The 20,480-nt window shown below is 60.3% G+C and carries 19 protein-coding genes and 1 tRNA gene; 9 read left to right on the forward strand and 11 right to left on the reverse strand.

Annotated elements, in window-relative coordinates:
* Positions 1 to 42 precede the first annotated feature (42 nt).
* From AC4LE2_RS03660 to AC4LE2_RS03670, 3 genes are all read left to right on the forward strand, one after another.
* Positions 43 to 1,407 carry a short-chain fatty acid transporter gene (locus AC4LE2_RS03660; protein ID WP_491824151.1) on the forward strand — a complete coding sequence of 455 codons (1,365 nt, stop codon included), beginning with the start codon at positions 43 to 45 and terminating at the stop codon, positions 1,405 to 1,407.
* A gap of 82 nt (positions 1,408 to 1,489) precedes the next feature.
* Complete coding sequence (locus AC4LE2_RS03665) at positions 1,490 to 2,572, forward strand: DUF1615 domain-containing protein (protein ID WP_491824152.1); 1,083 nt, start codon at positions 1,490 to 1,492, stop codon at positions 2,570 to 2,572.
* 88 nt (positions 2,573 to 2,660) lie between these two features.
* Positions 2,661 to 3,608 carry a DNA/RNA non-specific endonuclease gene (locus AC4LE2_RS03670; RefSeq protein ID WP_491824153.1) on the forward strand — a complete coding sequence of 316 codons (948 nt, stop codon included), beginning with the start codon at positions 2,661 to 2,663 and terminating at the stop codon, positions 3,606 to 3,608.
* A gap of 44 nt (positions 3,609 to 3,652) precedes the next feature.
* On the opposite strand, the gene AC4LE2_RS03675 is transcribed toward AC4LE2_RS03670, so the two are convergent.
* From AC4LE2_RS03675 to AC4LE2_RS03715, 9 genes are all read right to left on the reverse strand, one after another.
* On the reverse strand, positions 3,653 to 5,266 hold the full coding sequence (locus AC4LE2_RS03675) for a methyl-accepting chemotaxis protein (protein ID WP_491824154.1): 1,614 nt from the start codon (positions 5,264 to 5,266) through the stop codon (positions 3,653 to 3,655).
* Positions 5,267 to 5,737: 471 nt separating this feature from the next.
* Positions 5,738 to 6,838, reverse strand: coding sequence for a redox-regulated ATPase YchF (gene ychF, locus AC4LE2_RS03680; protein ID WP_491824155.1), 1,101 nt, complete (start codon positions 6,836 to 6,838; stop codon positions 5,738 to 5,740).
* Positions 6,839 to 6,859: 21 nt separating this feature from the next.
* A complete protein-coding gene (gene pth, locus AC4LE2_RS03685) occupies positions 6,860 to 7,444 on the reverse strand; it encodes an aminoacyl-tRNA hydrolase (RefSeq protein WP_491824156.1) in 585 nt (194 codons plus the stop codon).
* A gap of 61 nt (positions 7,445 to 7,505) precedes the next feature.
* Positions 7,506 to 8,117 (reverse strand): 50S ribosomal protein L25/general stress protein Ctc, encoded by a 612-nt coding sequence (locus AC4LE2_RS03690; protein ID WP_491824157.1) that lies wholly within the window; start codon positions 8,115 to 8,117, stop codon positions 7,506 to 7,508.
* A 133-nt stretch (positions 8,118 to 8,250) separates the two neighbouring features.
* Positions 8,251 to 9,192 carry a ribose-phosphate pyrophosphokinase gene (locus AC4LE2_RS03695; protein ID WP_491824158.1) on the reverse strand — a complete coding sequence of 314 codons (942 nt, stop codon included), beginning with the start codon at positions 9,190 to 9,192 and terminating at the stop codon, positions 8,251 to 8,253.
* Positions 9,193 to 9,237: 45 nt separating this feature from the next.
* Positions 9,238 to 9,312, reverse strand: a tRNA-Gln gene (locus tag AC4LE2_RS03700).
* 35 nt (positions 9,313 to 9,347) lie between these two features.
* On the reverse strand, positions 9,348 to 10,199 hold the full coding sequence (ispE, locus tag AC4LE2_RS03705) for a 4-(cytidine 5'-diphospho)-2-C-methyl-D-erythritol kinase (protein WP_491824159.1): 852 nt from the start codon (positions 10,197 to 10,199) through the stop codon (positions 9,348 to 9,350).
* 1 nt (position 10,200) lies between these two features.
* Positions 10,201 to 10,818: a lipoprotein insertase outer membrane protein LolB gene (gene lolB / locus AC4LE2_RS03710; RefSeq protein ID WP_491824160.1), complete on the reverse strand. Its 618-nt coding sequence runs from the start codon at positions 10,816 to 10,818 to the stop codon at positions 10,201 to 10,203.
* 3 nt (positions 10,819 to 10,821) lie between these two features.
* On the reverse strand, positions 10,822 to 12,546 hold the full coding sequence (locus AC4LE2_RS03715; RefSeq protein WP_491824161.1) for a tetratricopeptide repeat protein: 1,725 nt from the start codon (positions 12,544 to 12,546) through the stop codon (positions 10,822 to 10,824).
* Between the two features lie 177 nt (positions 12,547 to 12,723).
* On the opposite strand from AC4LE2_RS03715, the gene hemA reads away from it, so the two are divergent.
* The 6 genes from hemA to AC4LE2_RS03745 all read left to right on the forward strand — a co-directional run bounded on the left by hemA (position 12,724) and on the right by AC4LE2_RS03745 (position 18,082).
* A complete protein-coding gene (gene hemA, locus AC4LE2_RS03720; protein ID WP_491824162.1) occupies positions 12,724 to 14,001 on the forward strand; it encodes a glutamyl-tRNA reductase in 1,278 nt (425 codons plus the stop codon).
* Positions 13,998 to 15,080, forward strand: a complete 1,083-nt coding sequence (prfA, locus tag AC4LE2_RS03725) for a peptide chain release factor 1 (protein WP_491824163.1) — start codon at positions 13,998 to 14,000, stop codon at positions 15,078 to 15,080. The genes hemA and prfA overlap by 4 nt, the downstream gene beginning before the upstream one ends.
* Positions 15,081 to 15,911, forward strand: a complete 831-nt coding sequence (gene prmC / locus AC4LE2_RS03730; protein ID WP_491824164.1) for a peptide chain release factor N(5)-glutamine methyltransferase — start codon at positions 15,081 to 15,083, stop codon at positions 15,909 to 15,911. It begins immediately after the preceding gene.
* Positions 15,905 to 16,660, forward strand: a complete 756-nt coding sequence (locus tag AC4LE2_RS03735; protein ID WP_491824165.1) for a molybdopterin-synthase adenylyltransferase MoeB — start codon at positions 15,905 to 15,907, stop codon at positions 16,658 to 16,660. Before prmC ends, AC4LE2_RS03735 begins: the two co-directional genes overlap by 7 nt.
* The gene (gene murI / locus AC4LE2_RS03740; RefSeq protein ID WP_491824166.1) at positions 16,653 to 17,453 is read left to right on the forward strand and encodes a glutamate racemase; all 801 of its coding nucleotides are present in this window, start codon (positions 16,653 to 16,655) and stop codon (positions 17,451 to 17,453) included. The genes AC4LE2_RS03735 and murI overlap by 8 nt, the downstream gene beginning before the upstream one ends.
* A gap of 110 nt (positions 17,454 to 17,563) precedes the next feature.
* Positions 17,564 to 18,082, forward strand: a complete 519-nt coding sequence (locus AC4LE2_RS03745; RefSeq protein WP_491824167.1) for an acyloxyacyl hydrolase — start codon at positions 17,564 to 17,566, stop codon at positions 18,080 to 18,082.
* Here the strand turns inward: AC4LE2_RS03745 and phrB are convergent.
* On the reverse strand, positions 18,079 to 19,524 hold the full coding sequence (phrB, locus tag AC4LE2_RS03750) for a deoxyribodipyrimidine photo-lyase (RefSeq protein WP_491824168.1): 1,446 nt from the start codon (positions 19,522 to 19,524) through the stop codon (positions 18,079 to 18,081). The two genes, AC4LE2_RS03745 and phrB, sit on opposite strands and share 4 nt — an antisense overlap.
* Positions 19,525 to 19,531: 7 nt before the next feature.
* The gene (locus tag AC4LE2_RS03755; RefSeq protein ID WP_491824169.1) at positions 19,532 to 20,479 is read right to left on the reverse strand and encodes a MerR family transcriptional regulator; all 948 of its coding nucleotides are present in this window, start codon (positions 20,477 to 20,479) and stop codon (positions 19,532 to 19,534) included.
* Between the last annotated feature and the right edge of the window lies 1 nt (position 20,480).

Genomic DNA, 20,480 nt, shown 5'->3' on the forward strand with positions numbered 1-20,480 from the left:
GTACACCCCAGGCTCGCCAAGCGCGATGCGGAGGGCCTCCCAATGACCGTCGCCAAACCCACTCCGCGTAGCCTGCGCACGCGGCTGACCGATAACACCATCCGTGTGTTTGAGCGGACCATACCCGACCCCTTCGTGCTGGCCGTGTTCCTGACGTTCCTGATCGCCCTGGCGGCCATGGTCTGGGGCCCGCAGGCCTCTTTAGCCACGGTGTTGTCAGGGTGGTACAAAGGGTTTTTCAACATCTTCACCTTCGCCCTGCAAATTACCCTGGTATTGGTGCTGGGGCACGCATTGGCTCATGCACCCATCGTGCAGCGGGTGTTCACGCGGCTTATCAGCCTGGCCCGCACGCCGGCCCAGGCGGGGGCGCTTATTTTTGTCAGCGTTGCAGTGACCTCATTTTTCAATTGGGGCTTTGGCCTGGTCATGAGTGCGTTGCTGGCACGGGAAATCGCTAAGCGCATGCGTGTTGATTTTGCCTGGATCGTGGCGGCGGGGTTCTCGGGTTGGGTGGTGTGGGCCGGGGGTATGTCTGGCTCCATCGTGCTGGCGCAGTCCACAGCGGGTAATCCGATGAACGTCGTGGAGAAGGTCACCGGGCAGGTGTTGGGCGTGGGTGAAATGGTCTTCGCGCCGTTCAACCTGGTGCCGACCGTGGTGATGCTGGTGGTCATGCCCTTTGTATTGGCGGCGTTAAGGCCGCGCGGGGATGACGTGATTGCCTTGGACATCACGAAGCACCCTGACCCTGTGCGTGAACAGCCTCCCGAAGGCCCCTGGACCTTCGCGCAGCGGTTGGAATACTCATGGCTAGGCAGCGTACTGATGGGGCTAGGAGGCGTGGCTGTCATCGTGTCCGCCTACTTGGGGCACTTGCCGTTCAGCGGCGTGAATGCCGTGATCTTCGTGATGTTTACCTTAGGGATTTTGTTGCACCGTTACCCGTTGGCCTACGCCAATGCTGTGAAAAACGCGGCGAAGCAAAGTGGTTCGATGATGCTTCAGTACCCGCTCTACGGCGGCCTGATGGGCATCATGGAGGCCACGGGCCTGCCGGGTGTGATCGCCCACGCCTTCGTCGCGATTTCCAATGCCCACACGCTGCCTTTTTGGAGCTACGTCTGCTCGCTGGTAGTGACCTTCCTGATACCCAGTGGGGGCGGCCATTGGGCCGTGCAAGGGCCGTTCGTAATTCCCGCGGCTGTTACCCTGCATGCCTCCTTGCCTGCCACCACCATGGCCGTGGCCATGGGTGAGCAGGTGTCGAACATGCTGCAACCCTTCTGGGCTGCACCCGTGGTTGCGATGGCAGGGGTAGGGGTGCAACGGGTGCTAGGTTTTACCTTCGCGACCTTCCTGGTAGGCGCCATCGTCTACGGGGCTGCGCTGTTGTTTCTGTTATAGCGAGGGGGAATGGCACAGGCCTCTGCTGGCTGGTAAAAAAACGCGTCCTCTGTATCCTACGCCTCAACATAAGGGGGTAGGTTTGAGAGCGTTGAAGCAGATTGCACTGGGCGTTGTGTTGCTGGTGCTGGCGGCCTGTAGTCATCAGCAGCAGCCTACGGGCCCTACACCTGAGCAAGTGCGCAGCAGTGTGCAGCGCCTGTTGCCTGCCTCAGCCCGTGACCCTCAAGGGTGGGCAACGGATATCCAGGTGGCGTTCGAGGCGCAGGCGCTGGCGCCTACCGCACAAAACCTGTGCGCGGTCATTGCGGTTATCGAGCAGGAATCCAATTTCAACCCCGACCCGCAAGTGCCTGGGCTGGGCCGCATCGCCCGCCAGGAAATCGACCGTCGAGCGAGCAAGGTGCATGTGCCGGGCTTTCTGGTAGATGCCGCACTCAACCTCAAGTCACCCACCGGTGATACTTACGCGCAGCGTATCGCCAGAGTGCGTTCCGAGCGAGAACTCAGCGAAGTGTTCGATGACCTTATCGGCACGGTGCCGCTGGGGCAGCAACTGTTCGGTAGCTTCAACCCTGTGCATACGGGCGGGCCGATGCAGGTGGCCATTGCCTTTGCAGAGCAGAACGCCCGAGGCTACCCCTATTCACGCGACGGGTCGGTTCGCCAGGAAGTGTTCAGCCGTCGAGGTGGCGTGTATTACGGTACGGCGCACCTGCTGGGTTATCCGGCCCCCTATCCTGCATTGCTTTACCGTTTTGCAGATTACAACGCCGGTCACTACGCCAGCCGCAACGCGGCCTTTCAGGCAGCGCTCAACCGGTTGGTACGTGCACGCCTGAAGCTAGACGGGGATTTGGTCAACTACGGCTCCTCCACCCCCGGCCAGACTGAGCTGGCAGTACGCTCCCTGGGTAAGCGCTTGAACATGAGCGACGACGACATCCACCGCGCGCTGGAGAAAGGTTCGCAGCCTGATTTTGAAACCACTGGCGTGTATCAGCGCGTGTTCAGCCTGGCGGACCAAGTGGCTGGCCGGACGCTGCCGCGCGCCGTACTGCCCGGCATTACCCTGGAAAGCCCCAAGATCACCCGCCACTTGACCACCGCCTGGTTCGCTCAGCGCGTGGACGAGCGCCGTGCACGGTGCGTAGCACGCCAGTAACCAGGTAACGTAGTGCATTGTGCCTGCATACGACTGTCACAACCCTATGCTGCACTAACGGCACCTCTTCTTACCTGGAAGCCGTTCAATGCCAGCACGCAGCCCCCGCATTAACCTTGAGCACCGCCCTAGGCTTGCCGACTTACGCCCTATAGTATCTGCCCTTGCGCCCCACACGCTGCTTAGCCCACCGGCCACGCTCAGCGTGACGCCCGCCAAGGCATTCAAGAGCCGTCTAGGCTACTCGGACACCTTTCTAGGCGATTTCGTGGTGCCCTGGCCCACTGTCGGCGAAGCGAGTGCGGACGATGTGTCTGTGATGAAGGGGGGAGGCGACCGTCTGGATTACCTGCACTTTTCCATCACGATGTCGCGCTCGCGACGGCTGGCGCGGTGTGTCGGCGTGAACATCAATGGCGCGCATGCCGTGGCAGTGCCACGTAGCAAGGATGTGTGGGCCTATGACGGCCGTTTACCTACTGATGCTCAAGTGGGTGAAACGCTCTACGCCGCCAATGGCCTAGACCGTGGCCATCTGGTGCGCCGACAAGACCCTAACTGGGGCAAGGACGCCAGCACTGCTAACGCGGACACGTTCCATTTCACTAACTGCTCGCCGCAAATGAGCGCATTTAACCAGAAGACCTGGCTTGAACTGGAAGACTACATTCTGGACAACACCCAGCGCTGGAAGGCGCGCGCAACGGTGTTCACGGGGCCGGTATTCGGGGCGGATGACCCTCTTTATCGAGGTGTGCGCATTCCCAAGGCCTTTTGGAAAGTTGTGGCGTATCTAGGCGAGGACGGCAAGCCCTCAGCCAGCGCATACATGATCGACCAGAGCCGTGAGCTGGGCCAACTCAACCTCACCTTTGGCCACCTGCGTACCTACCAGCGCAGCGTGCTGCAGATCGAGCAACTGACCGACCTGCGCTTTGGCGACCTGGCCCAGTACGACGGGTTCAGTAACGAAGAACGCACCACGGGGACGCGTATCGAGGCGCTGATCAATGGGCCAGAGGATATTCGTGTGTGAGCAGGGAGCGGCTGCGTGCGATCGATCTGCGCCCCAGCGAGACGCTACAAACGAAACTGTGCCACTGACCCGCGCAGTTCACGTGCCAAACTCTCCAATGACTGAACATTGCGATTGGCGGCCTTGGTAGACACCGCTGAGTGCTCCACCATATTGGCGATACGCTCCACGTTCTGCGCCACGCTGGTACTGGCCAAGCTCTGCTCGGAGGTCGAGCCCGCCACCTCCTGCACCTGTACCAGCGTAGCTGAGGCCTCGGCATTGATCTCACGCAAGGCCGCAGCGGCTTCATTGGCCAATGCCACGCCGCTTGCCACCTGCGGCGTCACCTCCGTCATGCCTTTAACCACTCGCCCAGTGTCAGCCTGAATCGCGCTGATCATGGTCATGATTTCCTCTGTGGCCAGGGCAGTGCGCTGCGCAAGGTTACGCACTTCATCGGCTACGACTGCAAAGCCCCTGCCTTGCTCTCCGGCCCTGGCCGCCTCGATGGCTGCGTTTAAGGCGAGAAGGTTTGTCTGGCTGGCGATGTTTTTAATGGTACTGGTGATCCCATCGATCTCCTCCGTGCGCTTGACCAAGCCGGTAATAAGCCCAGAGGCATCGGTAATCTGAGTGGAGACTTTCTGGATCGCGCCCGTCATTTCATCGACCAGGCGCTCGCCGCGCGCGGCCAATTGCACCGAACGCTGCGAGTTGCGTTCAGTTTCTTGAGCGTTGTTCGAAATATGGTCGATGGTCACCGACATTTCTTCGATGGCCGCAGCGGTCAGGGTGGTCGCTTCCGACGTCTGTTGAGAAGCGCTGTCGATGTCGTGCATTTGACCGGTCAAGCCTGCTGCGGCAGTGCCCAAGTGATCGGCGCCACGCTGGATGCCCAGAATCATTTCGCGCAAGCTGGTCTGCATGCGTGCCACGGCTGCCAACAGGCTGTCGGGCTTGAAGCGGCCTTCCACCACCCGGCTAAGGTCACCATCGGCGATGGCACGAGCCACCTCGGTGGCATACTGCGGCTCTCCGCCCAGGCTTTGATAAATGCTGCGTGACATGCGGTAGGCCAGGAACGCAACGGCGACCAACACTAACAGGCCGATGGCGCCAAAGTTTATCGCCAGGCGCCAGTAAGCTGCATTGATGTCGTCTACGTAGATGCCATAACCCACATACCAGTCCCACCCGTCGATTTTGGTTAGGCCATTGATTTTAGGGACCACCGCATCCGAGCCTGGGCGCTTGGCCAGGTCGTCGAAATACGCGAAGTGAGTGCCTTGCAGATGATCCAGGTAGTTCTGCCAAGTGGTCTTGCCGTTCGGCAGTGTCGCACCCACGTCTACCTTGCCAATGAAGTTAGGGTTGGGGTGTACCAGGCTCAATGCGTTTACAGTACGTGCCCAGACGTAGGCGTTACTGCCGTCCCGCAAGCTGCTCAGGGCCTCGATGGCTTTGGCCTGAGCCTGCTCACGCGTCAGTTGGCCGCTCTTTTCTTGTGTCTGGAAATAATCAACCTGATGAGCCGCCAGGTTCAGTACCGAATGTATTTCGGCTCGTTTATCTTCCAGCATCGTTGCACGCAAGGTGGTCAGCGCGAACGCTGAAATCACCAGCAGTCCTAGTAGCGCACAGACGACGATCAGCAGCAGACGGTGGGCGAGCTTCATAACTACGGTTCCTAGTGCGGCCTATGTCGTGAGCCTGCATTCGGGAAGATGCACCTACGAGCGGCGAGTGATGGTAATTCCACACTATCGGCGCTGTAAGGTTTAGCTTGAGCCATATTCTGGTAGGCCGCCTCTATAGTGCTTGTTAAGAGAATGCATCAGGGCCGAGGCCGTTCGAGGTTATGTGCTGGAAATGTGAGGTCTCTGACAGGCTTGCTTGGCCTGGGGGATAAAGAGGTAAAAAAGATCACGAACAAGACCACCAGTGCGGTGTAAAACAGCTGCAGGGTGTGACGCTGACAGAACGCATGCAGCGGCGCGTGTGCCTTTGCATAAACGTAGGGGTAGCGATACGGGGAGCAGGTCACCCACAAGGCAAGCACAGCCAACAAAACCGCGACAGGGCGCGGTTTTGCGGGGCGGCTTATGCAGGCGTGTTACGGCGCTGAGCCTTTTAACGGTAGATGTGGGTTAGACGTTAAAGCGGAAGTGCATCACGTCGCCATCCTTGACGATGTATTCCTTGCCTTCCAATCGCCACTTGCCCGCTTCCTTGGCACCGGCTTCGCCGTTGTACTGGATGAAGTCGTCGTAGGCGATCACTTCGGCACGGATGAAACCTTTCTCAAAGTCGGTGTGGATCACGGCCGCTGATTGCGGGGCCGTGGCGCCGATGCGTACCGTCCAGGCCCGCACTTCTTCCACGCCAGCGGTGAAATAGGTTTGCAGGTTGAGTAGCGAGTAGCCCGCCCGGATTACGCGGTTCAGGCCCGGCTCTTCCAGCCCCAACGACTCCAGGAACATGTCCTTTTCTTCGCCATCGTCTAGCTCAGCGATTTCCGCTTCGATCTTGTTGCACACCGGCACCACCAGCGCGCCTTCTTCTTCGGCAATGGCCTTGACCACGTCCAGGTGCGGGTTGTTTTCGAAACCGTCTTCGGCCACGTTGGCGATGTACATCACCGGTTTGCTGGTCAGCAGGTGGAAACCGCGTACCAGCTGCTTCTCTTCGGTGCTCATGGTTTTCATGAGGCTGCGTGCTGGCTTGCCTTCGGTGAAGTGAGGCACCAGTTGCTCAAGCACAGCCTTCTGCGCCAACGCTTCTTTATCGCCGCCCTTGGCGTTACGCGTGACCTTTTGCAGCTGCTTCTCACAGCTGTCCAGGTCCGCGAAAATCAGCTCCAGGTCGATGATTTCGATGTCGCGCTTGGGGTTAACGCTATTGGAGACGTGGATAACGTTCTCGTCTTCGAAGCAACGCACCACGTGGGCGATGGCATCGGTTTCGCGAATGTTTGCCAGGAATTTGTTACCCAGACCTTCGCCCTTGGAAGCCCCTGCGACCAAACCTGCGATGTCCACGAACTCCATCGTGGTAGGAACGACGCGCTTTGGCTTGACGATGGCCGACAAGGCATCCAGGCGGGTGTCGGGCATGGGCACGATGCCGCTGTTCGGTTCGATGGTGCAGAACGGAAAGTTTTCCGCAGCGATGCCGGATTTGGTCAGCGCGTTGAACAGGGTGGACTTGCCGACGTTAGGCAGGCCGACGATGCCGCAATTGAAACCCATGGTACAACCCTCTTCGTGGAGTCAGGCCTTTTGGCTGTGCAGTTCTCTCATCGCCCGGGGCCATTCCCCGGCGAGAATATCTGGCAGCACGCCGAGGGCGAAGTCGATACTGGTGTCGAGTTTATCCTGCTCGGCGCGAGGTGCTCGCCCCAACACGAAGCCCGACACCTTGCTGGCATCGCCTGGGTGGCCAATGCCTAGCCGCAAGCGATGAAAGCCGTTCTGGTTGCCTAGCTGCGCGATAATGTCACGCAAGCCATTGTGCCCACCGTGGCCGCCGCCCTGCTTGAGCTTGGCGACGCCTGGCGGAAGATCGAGTTCGTCATGGGCCACCAGTATCGCGTCCAGCGGAATGCGATAGAAACCGGCAAGGGCGGCCACTGCCTGCCCGCTCCGGTTCATGTAGGTGGTGGGGATCAACAGACGAACGTCCTGCCCCTTATGGCTGAAACGCGCCACAAGGCCAAAGAATTTGCGCTCCGCGACCAGCGTGATGTTCTGGTCACGTGCAATACGCTCAACGAAAAAAGCCCCTGCGTTATGCCGGGTCTGTTCGTATTCGGAGCCTGGATTTCCCAGGCCGACGATCAACTGGATGGCGGTCACGTCAGGGGCTCTTTCTAAACGCTTGGGAAGGGCAGCCATGCTGCCCTAACAAGGCCGCTGATTACTCAGCAGTGCCTTCTTCAGCAGCTTCGTCTTCGTCCTGGATGCGCGGAGCATGGACGTTGGCAATAGCCAGGTCATTGCCGTGGGCCAGGGCGACGAACTCAACACCTGCCGGTGCTTTGATTTCCGACAGGTGAACGATGGTGCCCACTTCGGCGTCGGCCATGTCGACTTCGATGAACTCAGGCAAGTCTTTAGGCAGGCAGGTGATTTCCAGTTCGGAAACGACATGCGAGATCTCGCCGCCTTTCTTCCCGGCAGCTTCCTGGTTCATGAAGTGAACCGGAACGGTGGCGGTCAGCTTCTGGCCAGCGACGACGCGAACGAAGTCAGCATGCAGTACATGGCCTTTGGCCGGATGACGCTGCAGGGCTTTGATGATGACGCTCTGCTTGGTGCCACCAACGCTCAGCTCGATCACGTGAGCGTAGGCCGCTTCGTTTTCCAGCAGCTTGGCGACTTCTTTGGCCATCAGGGTGATGGACTCAGGCGCTTGCTCGCCACCGTAGACGACGGCAGGCACACGGGACAGGGCTTCACGACGCAGGCGGCGGCTCGCACCTTTCCCCAGGTCGGAACGCACTTCAGCATTCAGGGTAAAATCAGTCATTTCGTTTCTCCAAATTAGCCCTGGCCCACTCAGCGTTTGCGACCAGCGCAGAGTGGTAAGGGCAAAAAGCCCCGCCCGGACAGAGGTCGGGGCGGGGCAGGTTCGCTAGCGAGGTGGTCGCGAAGGCTAAGCCTCAGCGGAACATCGCGCTAATCGATTCTTCATTGCTGATGCGACGCATCGCTTCGGCAACGACGGGTGCGATATCCAGTTGACGGATACGCGAGCAAGATTGTGCCGCAGCGGACAATGGAATGGTGTTGGTCACCACCAGCTCATCCAGCACGGAATTTTCAATGTTTTCGATGGCACGGCCAGACAGTACCGGATGGGTGCTGTAGGCATAGACTTTTGCCGCACCGTGGTCTTTCAAGGCCTTGGCCGCGTGGCACAGGGTGCCTGCGGTATCGACCATGTCATCGACCAGAATGCACGTACGGCCTTCCACGTCACCAATGATGTGCATCACTTCGGAATGGTTGGCTTTCTCGCGACGCTTGTCGATGATGCCGAGGTCGACGCCCAACGACTTTGCAACGGCACGCGCACGCACCACGCCGCCGATGTCCGGAGACACGATCATCAGATTTTCGAAGCGTTGGTCTTCAATATCGTCAACCAGTACGGGCGAGCCGTAGATGTTGTCGACGGGAATATCGAAGAAACCCTGAATCTGGTCGGCGTGAAGGTCTACGGTGAGCACACGGTCGATGCCGACTACAGTCAGCATGTCCGCGACCACCTTGGCACTGATCGCTACTCGGGCCGAGCGAGGACGACGGTCCTGCCGGGCATAGCCGAAGTAGGGGATCACCGCAGTGATACGCGACGCAGACGAACGGCGGAAGGCATCTGCCATCACGACCAGTTCCATCAGGTTATCGTTGGTTGGAGCACACGTCGGCTGAATAATGAAGACGTCTTTACCGCGAACGTTTTCATTGATTTCAGTACTGATTTCACCGTCGGAGAATTTTCCGACAGAGACATCACCCAGTGGAATATGAAGCTGACGTACAACACGCCGAGCCAGATCGGGGTTAGCATTCCCCGTAAAGACCATCATCTTGGACACGCGCAGTACCTGCCGGCTGGGGTATACCTGGATGAGTATAGAAAATGGCAGGGGCGGCTGGATTCGAACCAACGCATGGCAGGATCAAAACCTGCTGCCTTACCGCTTGGCGACGCCCCTGTGGCGGATCAACCGAGTGCCGAGCACTCGTTTCTTTAGAACAGAGTATCTAGCTTGCGATGCAACATTGAAACATTGCTTCCCTTTGCTACAAACCCTGTAAGGGTCTCTGTCAGAAGGGCCAAAACTTTATCAGCTTCAGCTTTGTTTGGGAAGGCCCCAAACACACAACTTCCAGTGCCGGTGAGTTTAGCTGAAGTAAATTTACTTAGCAAACTCAAAGCGTTACGTACCTCTGGATAACGCCTCTCAACCACCGGTTGGCAGTCATTTCGACTGTTTCCCCTGAGAACGGAGCGCACTTTAATGGCGGGAGAGTCTCGTGTCAACAACGGATCTGAAAAAATTTCTGCTGTACTTACAGACACTTGCGGAACGAGCACCACATACCAAGGCTCAGGGGGGCTGACAGGGGTCAGTTTTTCACCCACGCCTTCTGCAAAAGCAGCCTGGCCGCGCACGAATACCGGTACATCGGCACCCAGGGTCAGGCCCAGCGCGGCCAGGCGATCGGCCTCCCAGTTCAGGCCCCACAGGTGGTTTAGCGCAAGCAGGGTAGTGGCGGCATCCGAGCTGCCGCCGCCGATGCCGCCGCCCATGGGCAGCACTTTGCGCAGCCAGATATCAGCTCCATGCGAAGTGCCCGCTTCAGCCTGCAAGCGCCTGGCAGCCTTTACGATCAAGTTGCTATCGGGGGGCACACCTTCCAAGTTGCTGTGGAGTGAAATCACTCCGTCGTCACGCACGGCGAAATCCAACTCATCGCCATGGTCGAGAAATTGGAACAGTGTCTGCAGTTCGTGATAACCATCCGGGCGGCGACCCAGAATGTGCAGCATCAGGTTCAGCTTGGCAGGGGCAGGCAGGGTCAGCCGAGGCCGATCCATCTCAGCGCCCCAGCTGGCGCGGCTGCCAGTCTTTAATGACCAGTGTCACGTCCAGGTCCTGGCCGTGAAGCTTCAGGCGCTCTGGTAGCCAATAGGCGCCTTGCTGGCTATAACGCGTGTATTCGATGTTCCAGCCTGCCTGCTCAAGGTGAGCGAGCCGGCTATCTGCATCCAGCACCACCGTGCTCTTGCCTTCGGGCGCAGGCAACCCACGTACCCAATACACCAAATTGCCCACCGGCAGGCGCCAGCCCAGCTGTTGTTCCAATAAATCTTCTGGGCTGGTGGCCTGGTAACGGCCCTGATTGGCGACTTCCAGGCTCACATCACCTGGGCGGCCGGTCAGGCGCGCGGCGCCACGGCCCAACGGGCCCGACAGGCGGATGTCGTAATAATCGTTGCGCTGCAACCAGTACAGCGTGCCGCTGCCCGAGTCGCTGGGCGCGCGGATGCCCACCTTTCCGTTGATTTCCCAGCCATCCACCAGGGCGATCTGGGCTTTATGATCCCGCCAGGTCTGGGCGTTACCCTGACCTTCTACGGCCTCTTTAGGGCCAAGGCCGGCACAACCGGCGAGGAGGGTAACTAAGGCGAACGTCAGGCAATGGCGCAGAAACATGGATCAGGGCTTCTCGGAACCGGTGAGGCGCAGCACTGTGCTGCGCAGGAGGGGGCTGTCTGGCTGGGCTTTAAGGGCCTCACGCCATACCTGGCGTGCTTCCCGTTGCTTGCCTTCTGCCCACAGTATTTCGCCCAGGTGGGCTGCCACTTCGTGGTCAGGGAATTGCGCCAGCGCCTGCCGTAACAGCCGCTCAGCCTCATCAAGGTTGCCCAGCCGGTAATTGACCCAGCCCAGGCTATCCAATACGGCGGGGTCTTCAGGGTTCAGGGCGTGGGCTTTCTCGATCAGCGCCTTGGCTTCCACATAGCGATTGGTGCGGTCCGACAAGGTGTAGCCCAGCGCATTGAGCGCCATAGCGTTGTCAGGCTCGCGTTGCAGGATGCTGCGCAGATCGCGTTCGAGTTGCGCCAGGTCGCCGCGTTTCTCGGCCAGCATGGCGCGAGTGTAGAGCAGGTTCGAATCGGTGGGGAACTGCGTAAGCGAGTGCTCAAGTACCGCCCAGGCCTGATCTACCTTGTCATTGTTGGACAACGTTTCGACTTCAACCAGGTACAGCTGGGCGGCGTAGTCGGGGTTTTCAGCGCGGCCCGCGGCCAGCCGCCGTGCGGCTTCATCAGCGCGGCCATTGGCGACCAGGATATCCGCCTGGCGCAACTGCGCGGGCAGGTAGTCGGTACCGGTGCCAACCAGCGCATACTGGTCGAGCGCCCGTTGGGGGTCGTTACGTTCTTCGGCTACGCGGCCCAGGTTCAGGTGAGCGGAGTCTACGTGCGCACCACGCTCGATCAGGTCATTCAAATACCCTTCGGCTTCGTCCCACGCTTTGGCTTCCAGGCACACCAACGCCAGGGAGTAGCGCAGCTCATCATCATCGGGGTTTTGCTGCAGCAGTACCTGGAACTGTACCTTGGCGTCTTCGATGCGGTTCTGCTCTACCAGGGTGCGTGCGAGCGCCAGGCGCAGCCGCTTATCGTCGGGCGCCTTGCGCACGGCCTTATCGAGCAGCGGAACGGCCTCGTCGCCACGGTCAAGGCCTTGCAGCAGCCGCGCCCGCAACAGCAGCGGCGCGACCTCGCCGTCTTGCGGCGGGTTGCGTTCAAGCAGGGCCAGGGCCTCTTGAGCCTTGCCATCTTGCTGAAGCAAGAGCGCCTTGCCAAAAATCAACTGGCTGTTGCCGGGGTACTTTGCCAGTAGTCGCTCAAACCCATGCAGCAGCCCGTCACGGGTGGCCTGGTCGGTTTCGGCTGCAGAAAGTGCGAGGAAGTCGAAGTGTGTATCGCCCTTGCCCTGAAGCACTTTCTCCATGTACACCATGGATTCGTCGTAACGGCCGCCCCTGGCCAACTGGATGGCCGCGGCCCGTTGGGCATCCAGGTCGGTGGGGGCTGTACGTGCCCACACCAGTGAGGTTTGCAGAGCCGACTGGTCTGCGCCCATGTACTCGGCAATGCGGAAGGCGCGCTCGGCCACACCTGGATCTTGGGTTTTAGTGGCCTGGGTGACGTAGTTGTCCAGTGCAATGTCGAACCGATTGCGCTGGCCAGCCAGCTCTGCGGCCAGCAGGCTGTAGAGCGTTTCCTCGCTGAACGAGCCGTAGACCACAGGCGGAGCCGGTGGCGGGGTCGGTGCTTGAGCGGCAGTGGCCGCAGGTGCCTGAGGCGTGGCCAGGTGTTGGCACCCGCCGAGCAGGGCGAGAGCGAGAAGCAACGCGGGGGATTTTTTCATATAAGGAGCAATCGAGCGGCTAACCTTCGGTGGGGCGCATGATGACACAAGCGCAAGGGCAAACCCACCGAGGTGGGGTTATCTCGTTCGTCTATTGGGACAATAGAGTGCGGTGGTTGTTCTGAACCTGATGAAGTAGGACAATTGGCGGCTCAACACCTCCTTCAGCGACCGTGCATGGCCTTCCTCGCCCTTGGCATCAACCACAAAACCGCTTCGGTAGACGTTCGCGAGCGCGTGGCGTTCACCCCGGAGCAGTTGGTCGAGGCGTTGCAGCAGTTGTGTCAGTACACCGGCACGCGAGAAGCAGCGATCCTCTCCACCTGTAACCGCAGCGAGCTCTATATCGAGCAGTCGAGCGCACGCGCCGAAGCGGTGCTGCAGTGGCTGGCCGACTACCACCACCTCAGCGCCCAGGACCTGCGTGCCTGCGCGTATGTGCACGAAGACGCCGACGCGGTTCGGCACATGATGCGTGTTGCCGCCGGGCTGGACTCCATGGTACTGGGCGAGCCGCAGATTCTTGGCCAGATGAAGTCCGCCTACGCGGTAGCTCGCGAGGCCGGTACCGTCGGGCCCATGTTGGGCCGGCTGTTTCAGGCAACCTTCAATGCTGCCAAGCAGGTGCGTACCGACACCGCGATCGGTGAAAACCCGGTATCGGTAGCCTTTGCTGCCGTCAGCCTTGCCCGGCAGATCTTCTCGGACCTCCAGCGTAGTCAGGCGCTGCTTATTGGCGCAGGTGAAACCATCACGCTGGTCGCTCGACATTTGCACGAGCAGGGGGTACAGCGGATTGTCGTGGCCAATCGTACATTGGAGCGTGCCAAGGTGTTGGCCGAAGAGTTCGGCGCCCACGCGGTGTTGCTGTCCGACATTCCCCAAGAGTTGGTCAACAGCGACATCGTGATCAGCTCTACTGCCAGTCAGTTGCCGATTCTGGGCAAGGGGGCGGTGGAAAGCGCGCTCAAGCAGCGGCGCCACAAGCCCATTTTCATGGTCGATATCGCCGTGCCACGGGACATCGAGCCCGAAGTGGGCGAGTTGGACGATGTGTATTTATATACCGTGGATGACCTCCACGATGTGGTGGCCGAAAACCTCAAGAGCCGACAGGGGGCCGCCCAGGCCGCTGAAGAAATGGTCTCCAGTGGCGTGAATGACTTCATGGCCCGCTTGCGCGAGCTGGCCGCCGTGGATGTGCTGCGCGCCTACCGCCAGCAAGGCGAGCGGCTGCGCGACGAGGAGTTGCAAAAGGCCCAGCGCCTGCTCGCCAATGGCGGCAATGCCGAGGACGTGCTCGCTCAACTGGCGCGCGGCCTCACTAACAAGTTGCTTCACGCACCCAGCGTGCAGCTCAAGAAGCTCTCCGCCGAAGGCCGCCTCGATGCGCTGGCCATGGCCCAAGAATTGTTTGCCCTCGACGAGGGCGCTACGGACAGACCCTTGCAATGAAAGCGTCACTGCTGAACAAACTCGAAATCCTTCAGGAGCGCTATGAGGAAGTGACCGCGCTGCTTGGCGATGCAGAAGTCATCGCCGATCAAAGCCGCTTTCGCGCGTCTTCCCGCGAGTACGCTGAGCTTGAGCCCGTGGTCGGTGGTTTCCGCCAGTGGCGCAAGGTGCAGGATGACCTGGAGGGGGCGCAGGCCCTGCTCAAGGACAGCGACCCGGACTTGCGCGAGATGGCGGTGGAGGAAGTGCGCGATGCCAAGCAGCGCCTGGCCGAGCTGGAGCAAAGCCTCCAGCGCATGCTCCTGCCTAAAGACCCTAACGACGGCCGCAACGTCTTTCTTGAAATCCGCGCCGGCACCGGCGGCGATGAAGCCGCCATCTTCTCCGGCGACCTGTTCCGCATGTACTCGCGCTACGCTGAGCGGCGTGGGTGGCGGGTAGAGGTGCTGTCCGAAAGCGAAGGCGAGCACGGTGGTTATAAAGAGGTCATCGCCCGGGTCGAGGGTGACAGCGTCTACGCCAAGCTCAAGTTCGAGTCCGGCGCTCACCGCGTACAGCGGGTTCCGGAAACCGAATCCCAGGGGCGAATCCATACGTCGGCCTGTACCGTGGCGGTGCTGCCCGAGCCGGACGAGCAGGTCGCGGTGGAGATCAACCCGGCAGACCTGCGGGTAGACACCTACCGCTCTTCCGGCGCAGGCGGCCAACATGTGAACAAGACCGACTCCGCCATTCGCATTACTCACCTGCCCACCGGCATCGTGGTGGAATGCCAGGAAGAGCGCTCGCAGCATAAGAACCGTGCGCGCGCCATGTCCTGGTTGTCGGCCAAGCTCAACGACATGCAAACCAGTGCCGCGCAAAACGCCATCGCCAGCGAGCGCAAGCTGCTGGTAGGCTCCGGTGATCGTTCCGAACGCATCCGTACCTATAACTTCCCTCAGGGGCGGGTCACGGATCACCGCGTCAACCTAACCCTTTACTCCCTGGACGAGGTACTTGCCGGCGGCGTCGACGCGGTCATCGAACCCCTGCTCGCCGAATACCAGGCGGACCAGTTGGCAGCGCTGGGTGATTGAATGACCATCATTGCCAGCCTGTTACGCGATACCCAGCTTCCAGAATCGCCTAGCGCACGGCTCGATGCCGAGTTGCTGCTAGCCGCTGCGTTGGGCAAGCCGCGCAGTTACCTGCGCACCTGGCCGGAGCGAATCGTGGGCACTGAGCCTGCGCGTGTCTTTGCCACGTACCTTGCGCGCCGGCGCCAGGGCGAACCGGTAGCGTACATCCTTGGGCATCAGGGGTTTTGGTCGTTGGACCTCGAAGTGGCCCCGCATACCCTGATTCCACGGCCCGATACCGAGCTACTGGTCGAGCTGGCGCTGCAACGGCTTCCCCCCACGCAGGCCAGCGTGCTAGACCTGGGCACAGGCACCGGCGCCATTGCCCTGGCTTTGGGCCAGGAACGTCCTGGCTGGCGTGTGATGGCGGTCGATCGCGTGCCGGAGGCCGTGGCACTGGCGGAGCGAAACCGCCTGCGGCTGGGGCTTGATAACGTTCAGGTGAAGGCTAGCCATTGGTTCACCACCGTGGCCGGGGAGGCGTTCGACCTGATTGTCAGCAACCCGCCGTACATTCGGGCGCACGATCCGCACCTGAGCGCAGGCGATGTGCGCTATGAACCGTCCAGCGCGCTGGTGTCCGGGCCTGATGGGCTGGATGACATCCGGCAGATCATCACCCAGGCACCTGCCCATTTGCTCACGGGGGGCTGGCTGTTGCTGGAGCACGGCTACGACCAGGCCGCCAGCGTGCGGGAATTGCTGGTCAGGCAAGGCTTTGAACACATCGAAAGCCACAGCGACCTTGGTGGTCATGAGCGAGTCACAATGGGGCGCCACGCGTGCTAACGGATACCGAGCTGTTGCGCTATAGCCGGCAGATTTTGCTGGCCCAAGTGGACATCGCTGGCCAATTGAAGCTCAAAGACAGCCGCGCGCTGATCGTGGGGTTGGGTGGGCTGGGCTCTCCGGTGGCGCTCTATCTGGCAGCCGCCGGGGTGGGCGAGCTGCACTTGGCAGACTTCGATCAAGTAGACGTCACCAACTTGCAGCGCCAAGTCGTGCACACCACGGCCAGCGTCGGTCAACCCAAGGTGGCCTCTGCCGAGGCCAGGCTTCGAGCCCTTAACCCACTGGTCGAACTGGTTAGCCACCCTCACGCCCTGGACGGCCACGCGTTGGTAAGTGCTGTGCAGGCTGTGGATGTGGTGCTGGATTGCTCCGACAACTTTGCAACCCGTGAAGCAGTGAACGCCGCCTGTTTTGCTCAAGGTAAGCCCTTGGTTAGCGGCGCTGCCATTCGCCTTGAGGGTCAGGTATCGGTCTTTGACCCTCGCATAGCGAGCAGCCCCTGCTATCACTGCTTGTATGGCCATGGGGGCGACGACGAGTTGACCTGCAGCGAGGCCGGCGTCGTCGGCCCGCTGGTCGGGCTGGTAGGTAGCCTGCAAGCCCTTGAGGCCCTCAAGCTGTTGGCGCAGTTCGGTGAGCCCTTGGTAGGGCGCCTGTTGCTGATCGATGCCTTGACCACGCGGTTCCGCGAGCTGCGCCTTAAACGTGATCCGCAATGCGCAGTGTGTAAAACACGTCATGCATAAACAGTCCGATGCCCCCGTTGGGGTGTTCGATTCGGGCATAGGGGGCCTGTCGGTACTGGCAGAAATACGCACCTGCCTGCCAGCGGAGGCTCTGCTGTACGTGGCCGACTGTGGGCATATGCCTTATGGCGAAAAAACCCCTGCTTTTATCCGGGAGCGCTGCGCAGTCATCGCTGACTTCTTTCACCGCCAGCACGCCAAGGCTTTGGTCATTGCCTGCAACACGGCCACAGCCGCCGCCGCTGCCGACCTGCGGTTGCACTACCCTGATTGGCCCATCATCGGCATGGAGCCTGCGGTCAAACCCGCTGCGCTGGCGACGCGTAACGGAAGTGTGGGCGTGCTGGCGACGACCGGCACCTTGCAAAGTGCGCGTTTCGCAGCGCTCCTGGACCGTTTCGCCAGCGACGTCACCGTGGTGACCCAGCCCTGCCCAGGGCTGGTAGAGCTGATCGAACAAGGGGATCTGCACAGCCCTAGGCTGCGCAGTGTGGTGATCGAATACCTGCAACCGCTACTGGCTGCGGGTTGCGACACCATCATCCTGGGGTGCACCCACTACCCCTTCCTGAAACCATTACTGGCCACACTGCTGCCGCCGGGCGTAACGCTAGTGGACACCGGGGCAGCTGTCGCCCGTCACCTGCAACGGCGGTTGGCCGAACAGGGCCTGCTGAGCGCTGGGTACCTAGCCTCGGTGCAATACTGGACCAGCGGAGATCCGCAGCATTTTCGAAACGTCCTACAGGGCTTTGGGATATATTCAGACGCCGTGCTGGCGCTTGAAACGTGAAAAAGTCGTGAAAAAACGGCGTTCATGCCTGAACTAACGAAAGGTTCCGGATTTCCAAGTACCAGTTTTCGAAAAAATGCCTGAAAAAAACCAGAAGAAGGGATGTCCTCATGAAGAGAATGTTGGGTCTGGCCGCCATCGCAGCCATGGTTCTTGGGCACAGCGTGTCCGCTCAAGCGGCTGGCGTATCGTTTTCCGTAGGCCAGACGGGCGAGTCCACCATGGTCTATCGCTTCGGCTTGCAGTCCGATTGGGATAAGACGTGGTGGCAGAGTAGCGTTGGTCACCTGACAGGTTACTGGGATGGAGCCTACACCTACTGGGAAGGTGACGAGCATTCCGGCAACAACAGCCTCTCCTTTGCTCCCGTCTTCGTCTACGAATTCGGCAACGGCTCGGTAAAACCCTTCGTTGAAGCGGGTATCGGCGTGTCGGTCTTCTCTCAGACTCAGATCGAAGGTAACAAGTTGGGGTCGGCCTTCAACTTTGAAGACCGCTTGGGCTTGGGTGTGCGCTTCGGTGGGGGCCATGAAGTCAGCGTTCGCGCCATTCACTATTCCAACGCTGGCATCAAAGAGCCCAACGACGGCATTGAGGCGTATTCGCTCAACTACCACATGCCTATCTAAGCGCGTTGCGCTGGCCTCGGCAGGTTCTTGAATGCTGACAACGCACGCGTGCGGCTTTCGCTGAGGTCGACGATAGGTACGGGGTATTCCAGCTCGCCATAGAGGTGCTTGCCTCTCGGCGGGTTATGGATGTCCTTAGGGCTCAAGTGGCTCAGCTCTGGCACCCATTGCTTGATGAACACACCCTGAGGGTCAAAGCGCGCTGACTGGCTTACCGGGTTGAATATCCGAAAGTAGGGCACCGAATCCGTGCCGGTAGACGCACTCCACTGCCAGCCACCGTTGTTGGCAGCCAATTCACCATCGATCAAATGCTGCATGAAGTACTGCTCGCCGCGCCGCCAATCGATTAACAGGTTCTTGCTCAAGAACATGGCGGTGATCATTCGTAGCCGATTGTGCATCCACCCTATGGCCTTCATTTGCCGCATGGCGGCATCGATGATAGGAATGCCTGTCCGGCCCGCTTTCCAGGCTTCGAAATCATCTTCGGCGTTACGCCAGGGGAGTGCCTCAGTGTGCTGGCGAAAGGCACGGTGACGCGATACCCGAGGGTAGCCCGCCAGAATATGCGTGTAGAACTCTCGCCATAACAGTTCGCCAATCCAGGTGGTGGCGCCCACGCTGCCGCTGTCGAGCTCACCCTGGTTGCTGGTCAGCGCGGCATGCAAGCATTGCCTCACAGACACCACACCCGCATTGAGGTAAGCGGACAGCTCGCTGGTGCCGGGGCGTGCCGGTAAATCTCGCCCGGTTTGGTAATCGTGAATGGTGTCGTCGGTAAAGGCGTCGAGCCGTCGCAGTGCCTCGTCCTCACCCGCAGGCCACTGTTCGCGGAGGGCGGTTGAGGGCAATTCGAAACCCTCTACCTGTGTAGGAATGGTGTCACTGGGTGTATTCAGCGGTGTCTGAGGCGCTGGTTTGCCGCCGGGTGAAGGCGGGCCAGCGCGCAGCTGCTCAAGGCATGCACGGCGGAACTGGCCAAATACCTGGTAATAGCCACCCGTGCGGGTAAGCACGGTACCCGGGGCGAACAGGGGCTGGTCAAGGTGGCTGACAAAGCCTATGCCTTCACCACTCAGCAAATTCCGAGTAGCTGCGTCTCGCTGCCGCTCGTTAAACCCGTATTCCTCGTTGCAATGCACCGTGTCGATGTTCAGTGTCTTGCACAGCGTCAGCAAGGCAGCGGGTACGCCATCCCAGTTGGATACCGTTCGCACCAAGAGCGGGATGTTCAGCTTGGCCAGGCGTGTGCTCAACGATGCGAGTGAGCGTAGCCAGAAGTCTACTTTGCACGGGGCATCATCGTGCGCTCTCCACTGCTCGGGCGTGATCAGAAAAGCCGCAAAGGTGGGCCCTCGGCCGCAGGCTTCCAGCAGGGCCGTGTTGTCATCGGCGCGCAGGTCTGTACGTAGCCAGACCAGTTGATGAAGTACAGGCATGAACGTCCTAGATAAGGTGATGCGACCGCAACGTTATTTGAGCCGCCAATGGATCGCTGGCCAACAGCAGCTTGGTCAACCCCGCGCGTTCGCGCAGGTCTTGCCCGTTGATCAGTACTGCCGGGCCGGCCAGGATGATGGGGCATGGGCACTGCTGCAGGTGTCGGCTCAAGCTGTCCAACGGCACCGGGCGGCTGGCGTACAGCACCAGGCCTTTAGCCGATAGGCGCTCTACGGCGAGCAGTAGTTCGCTAGCAGGCACCGGCCAGTCCAACACTTCAACGGGGCAATCGGCACTGCTGGCTAACCAGGCGGTGAGCCAGAGCTCTGGGTCGAAGGCAATGTCGCTGTGCTTGACCAGTAATAGCGGCGCGCCGTTGAGCTGGCGGTTGTTGTGGTACAAGCGGGCGCCCAGCTTGCTGCGCAGCCAGCCATGGAAGAACGCTTGTTCGAGCTGGGCGCCAAACTGCTGTTGCTGCCAGCGCACCTGCAGGTCGTCGAGCAGCGGTAAGAGCAGGTGCTCGCACAAGGTGCTAGGTGGGTACAGCGCCATGGCCTGGTTCAAGTGATCGTCCAGACGGCGTTCACCCAGTTCAGCGATGGCCTGCACCAGGTTTTCCCGCAGTGGCAACCAGTCATTCTGGGCCAGCATCTGTGGCCGCGGTTCGGGTGCGTCCAGCAGCGCCTTGACTTGGCTGACCGCAACGCCGCGGTTCAGCCAGGTGATGACCTTTTGTACGCGCTCCAGATGGTCGGGCGAGTACAGCCGATGCCCCTTGGGCGTACGATGGGGCACTATCAGGCCATAGCGTCGTTCCCAGGCTCTGAGCGTCACCGGGTTCACCCCGGTGCGCCGTGCAATTTCCCTTATAGGCAGCCAGCCCATGGCGACAGCATTCTTGGGCAGCGTCTGGTTGTTCTCATCCAGCAGATCAGGGTCTGTATGGGCTGTCATA

Source organism: Pseudomonas sp. 9.3L, assembly GCF_058536285.1.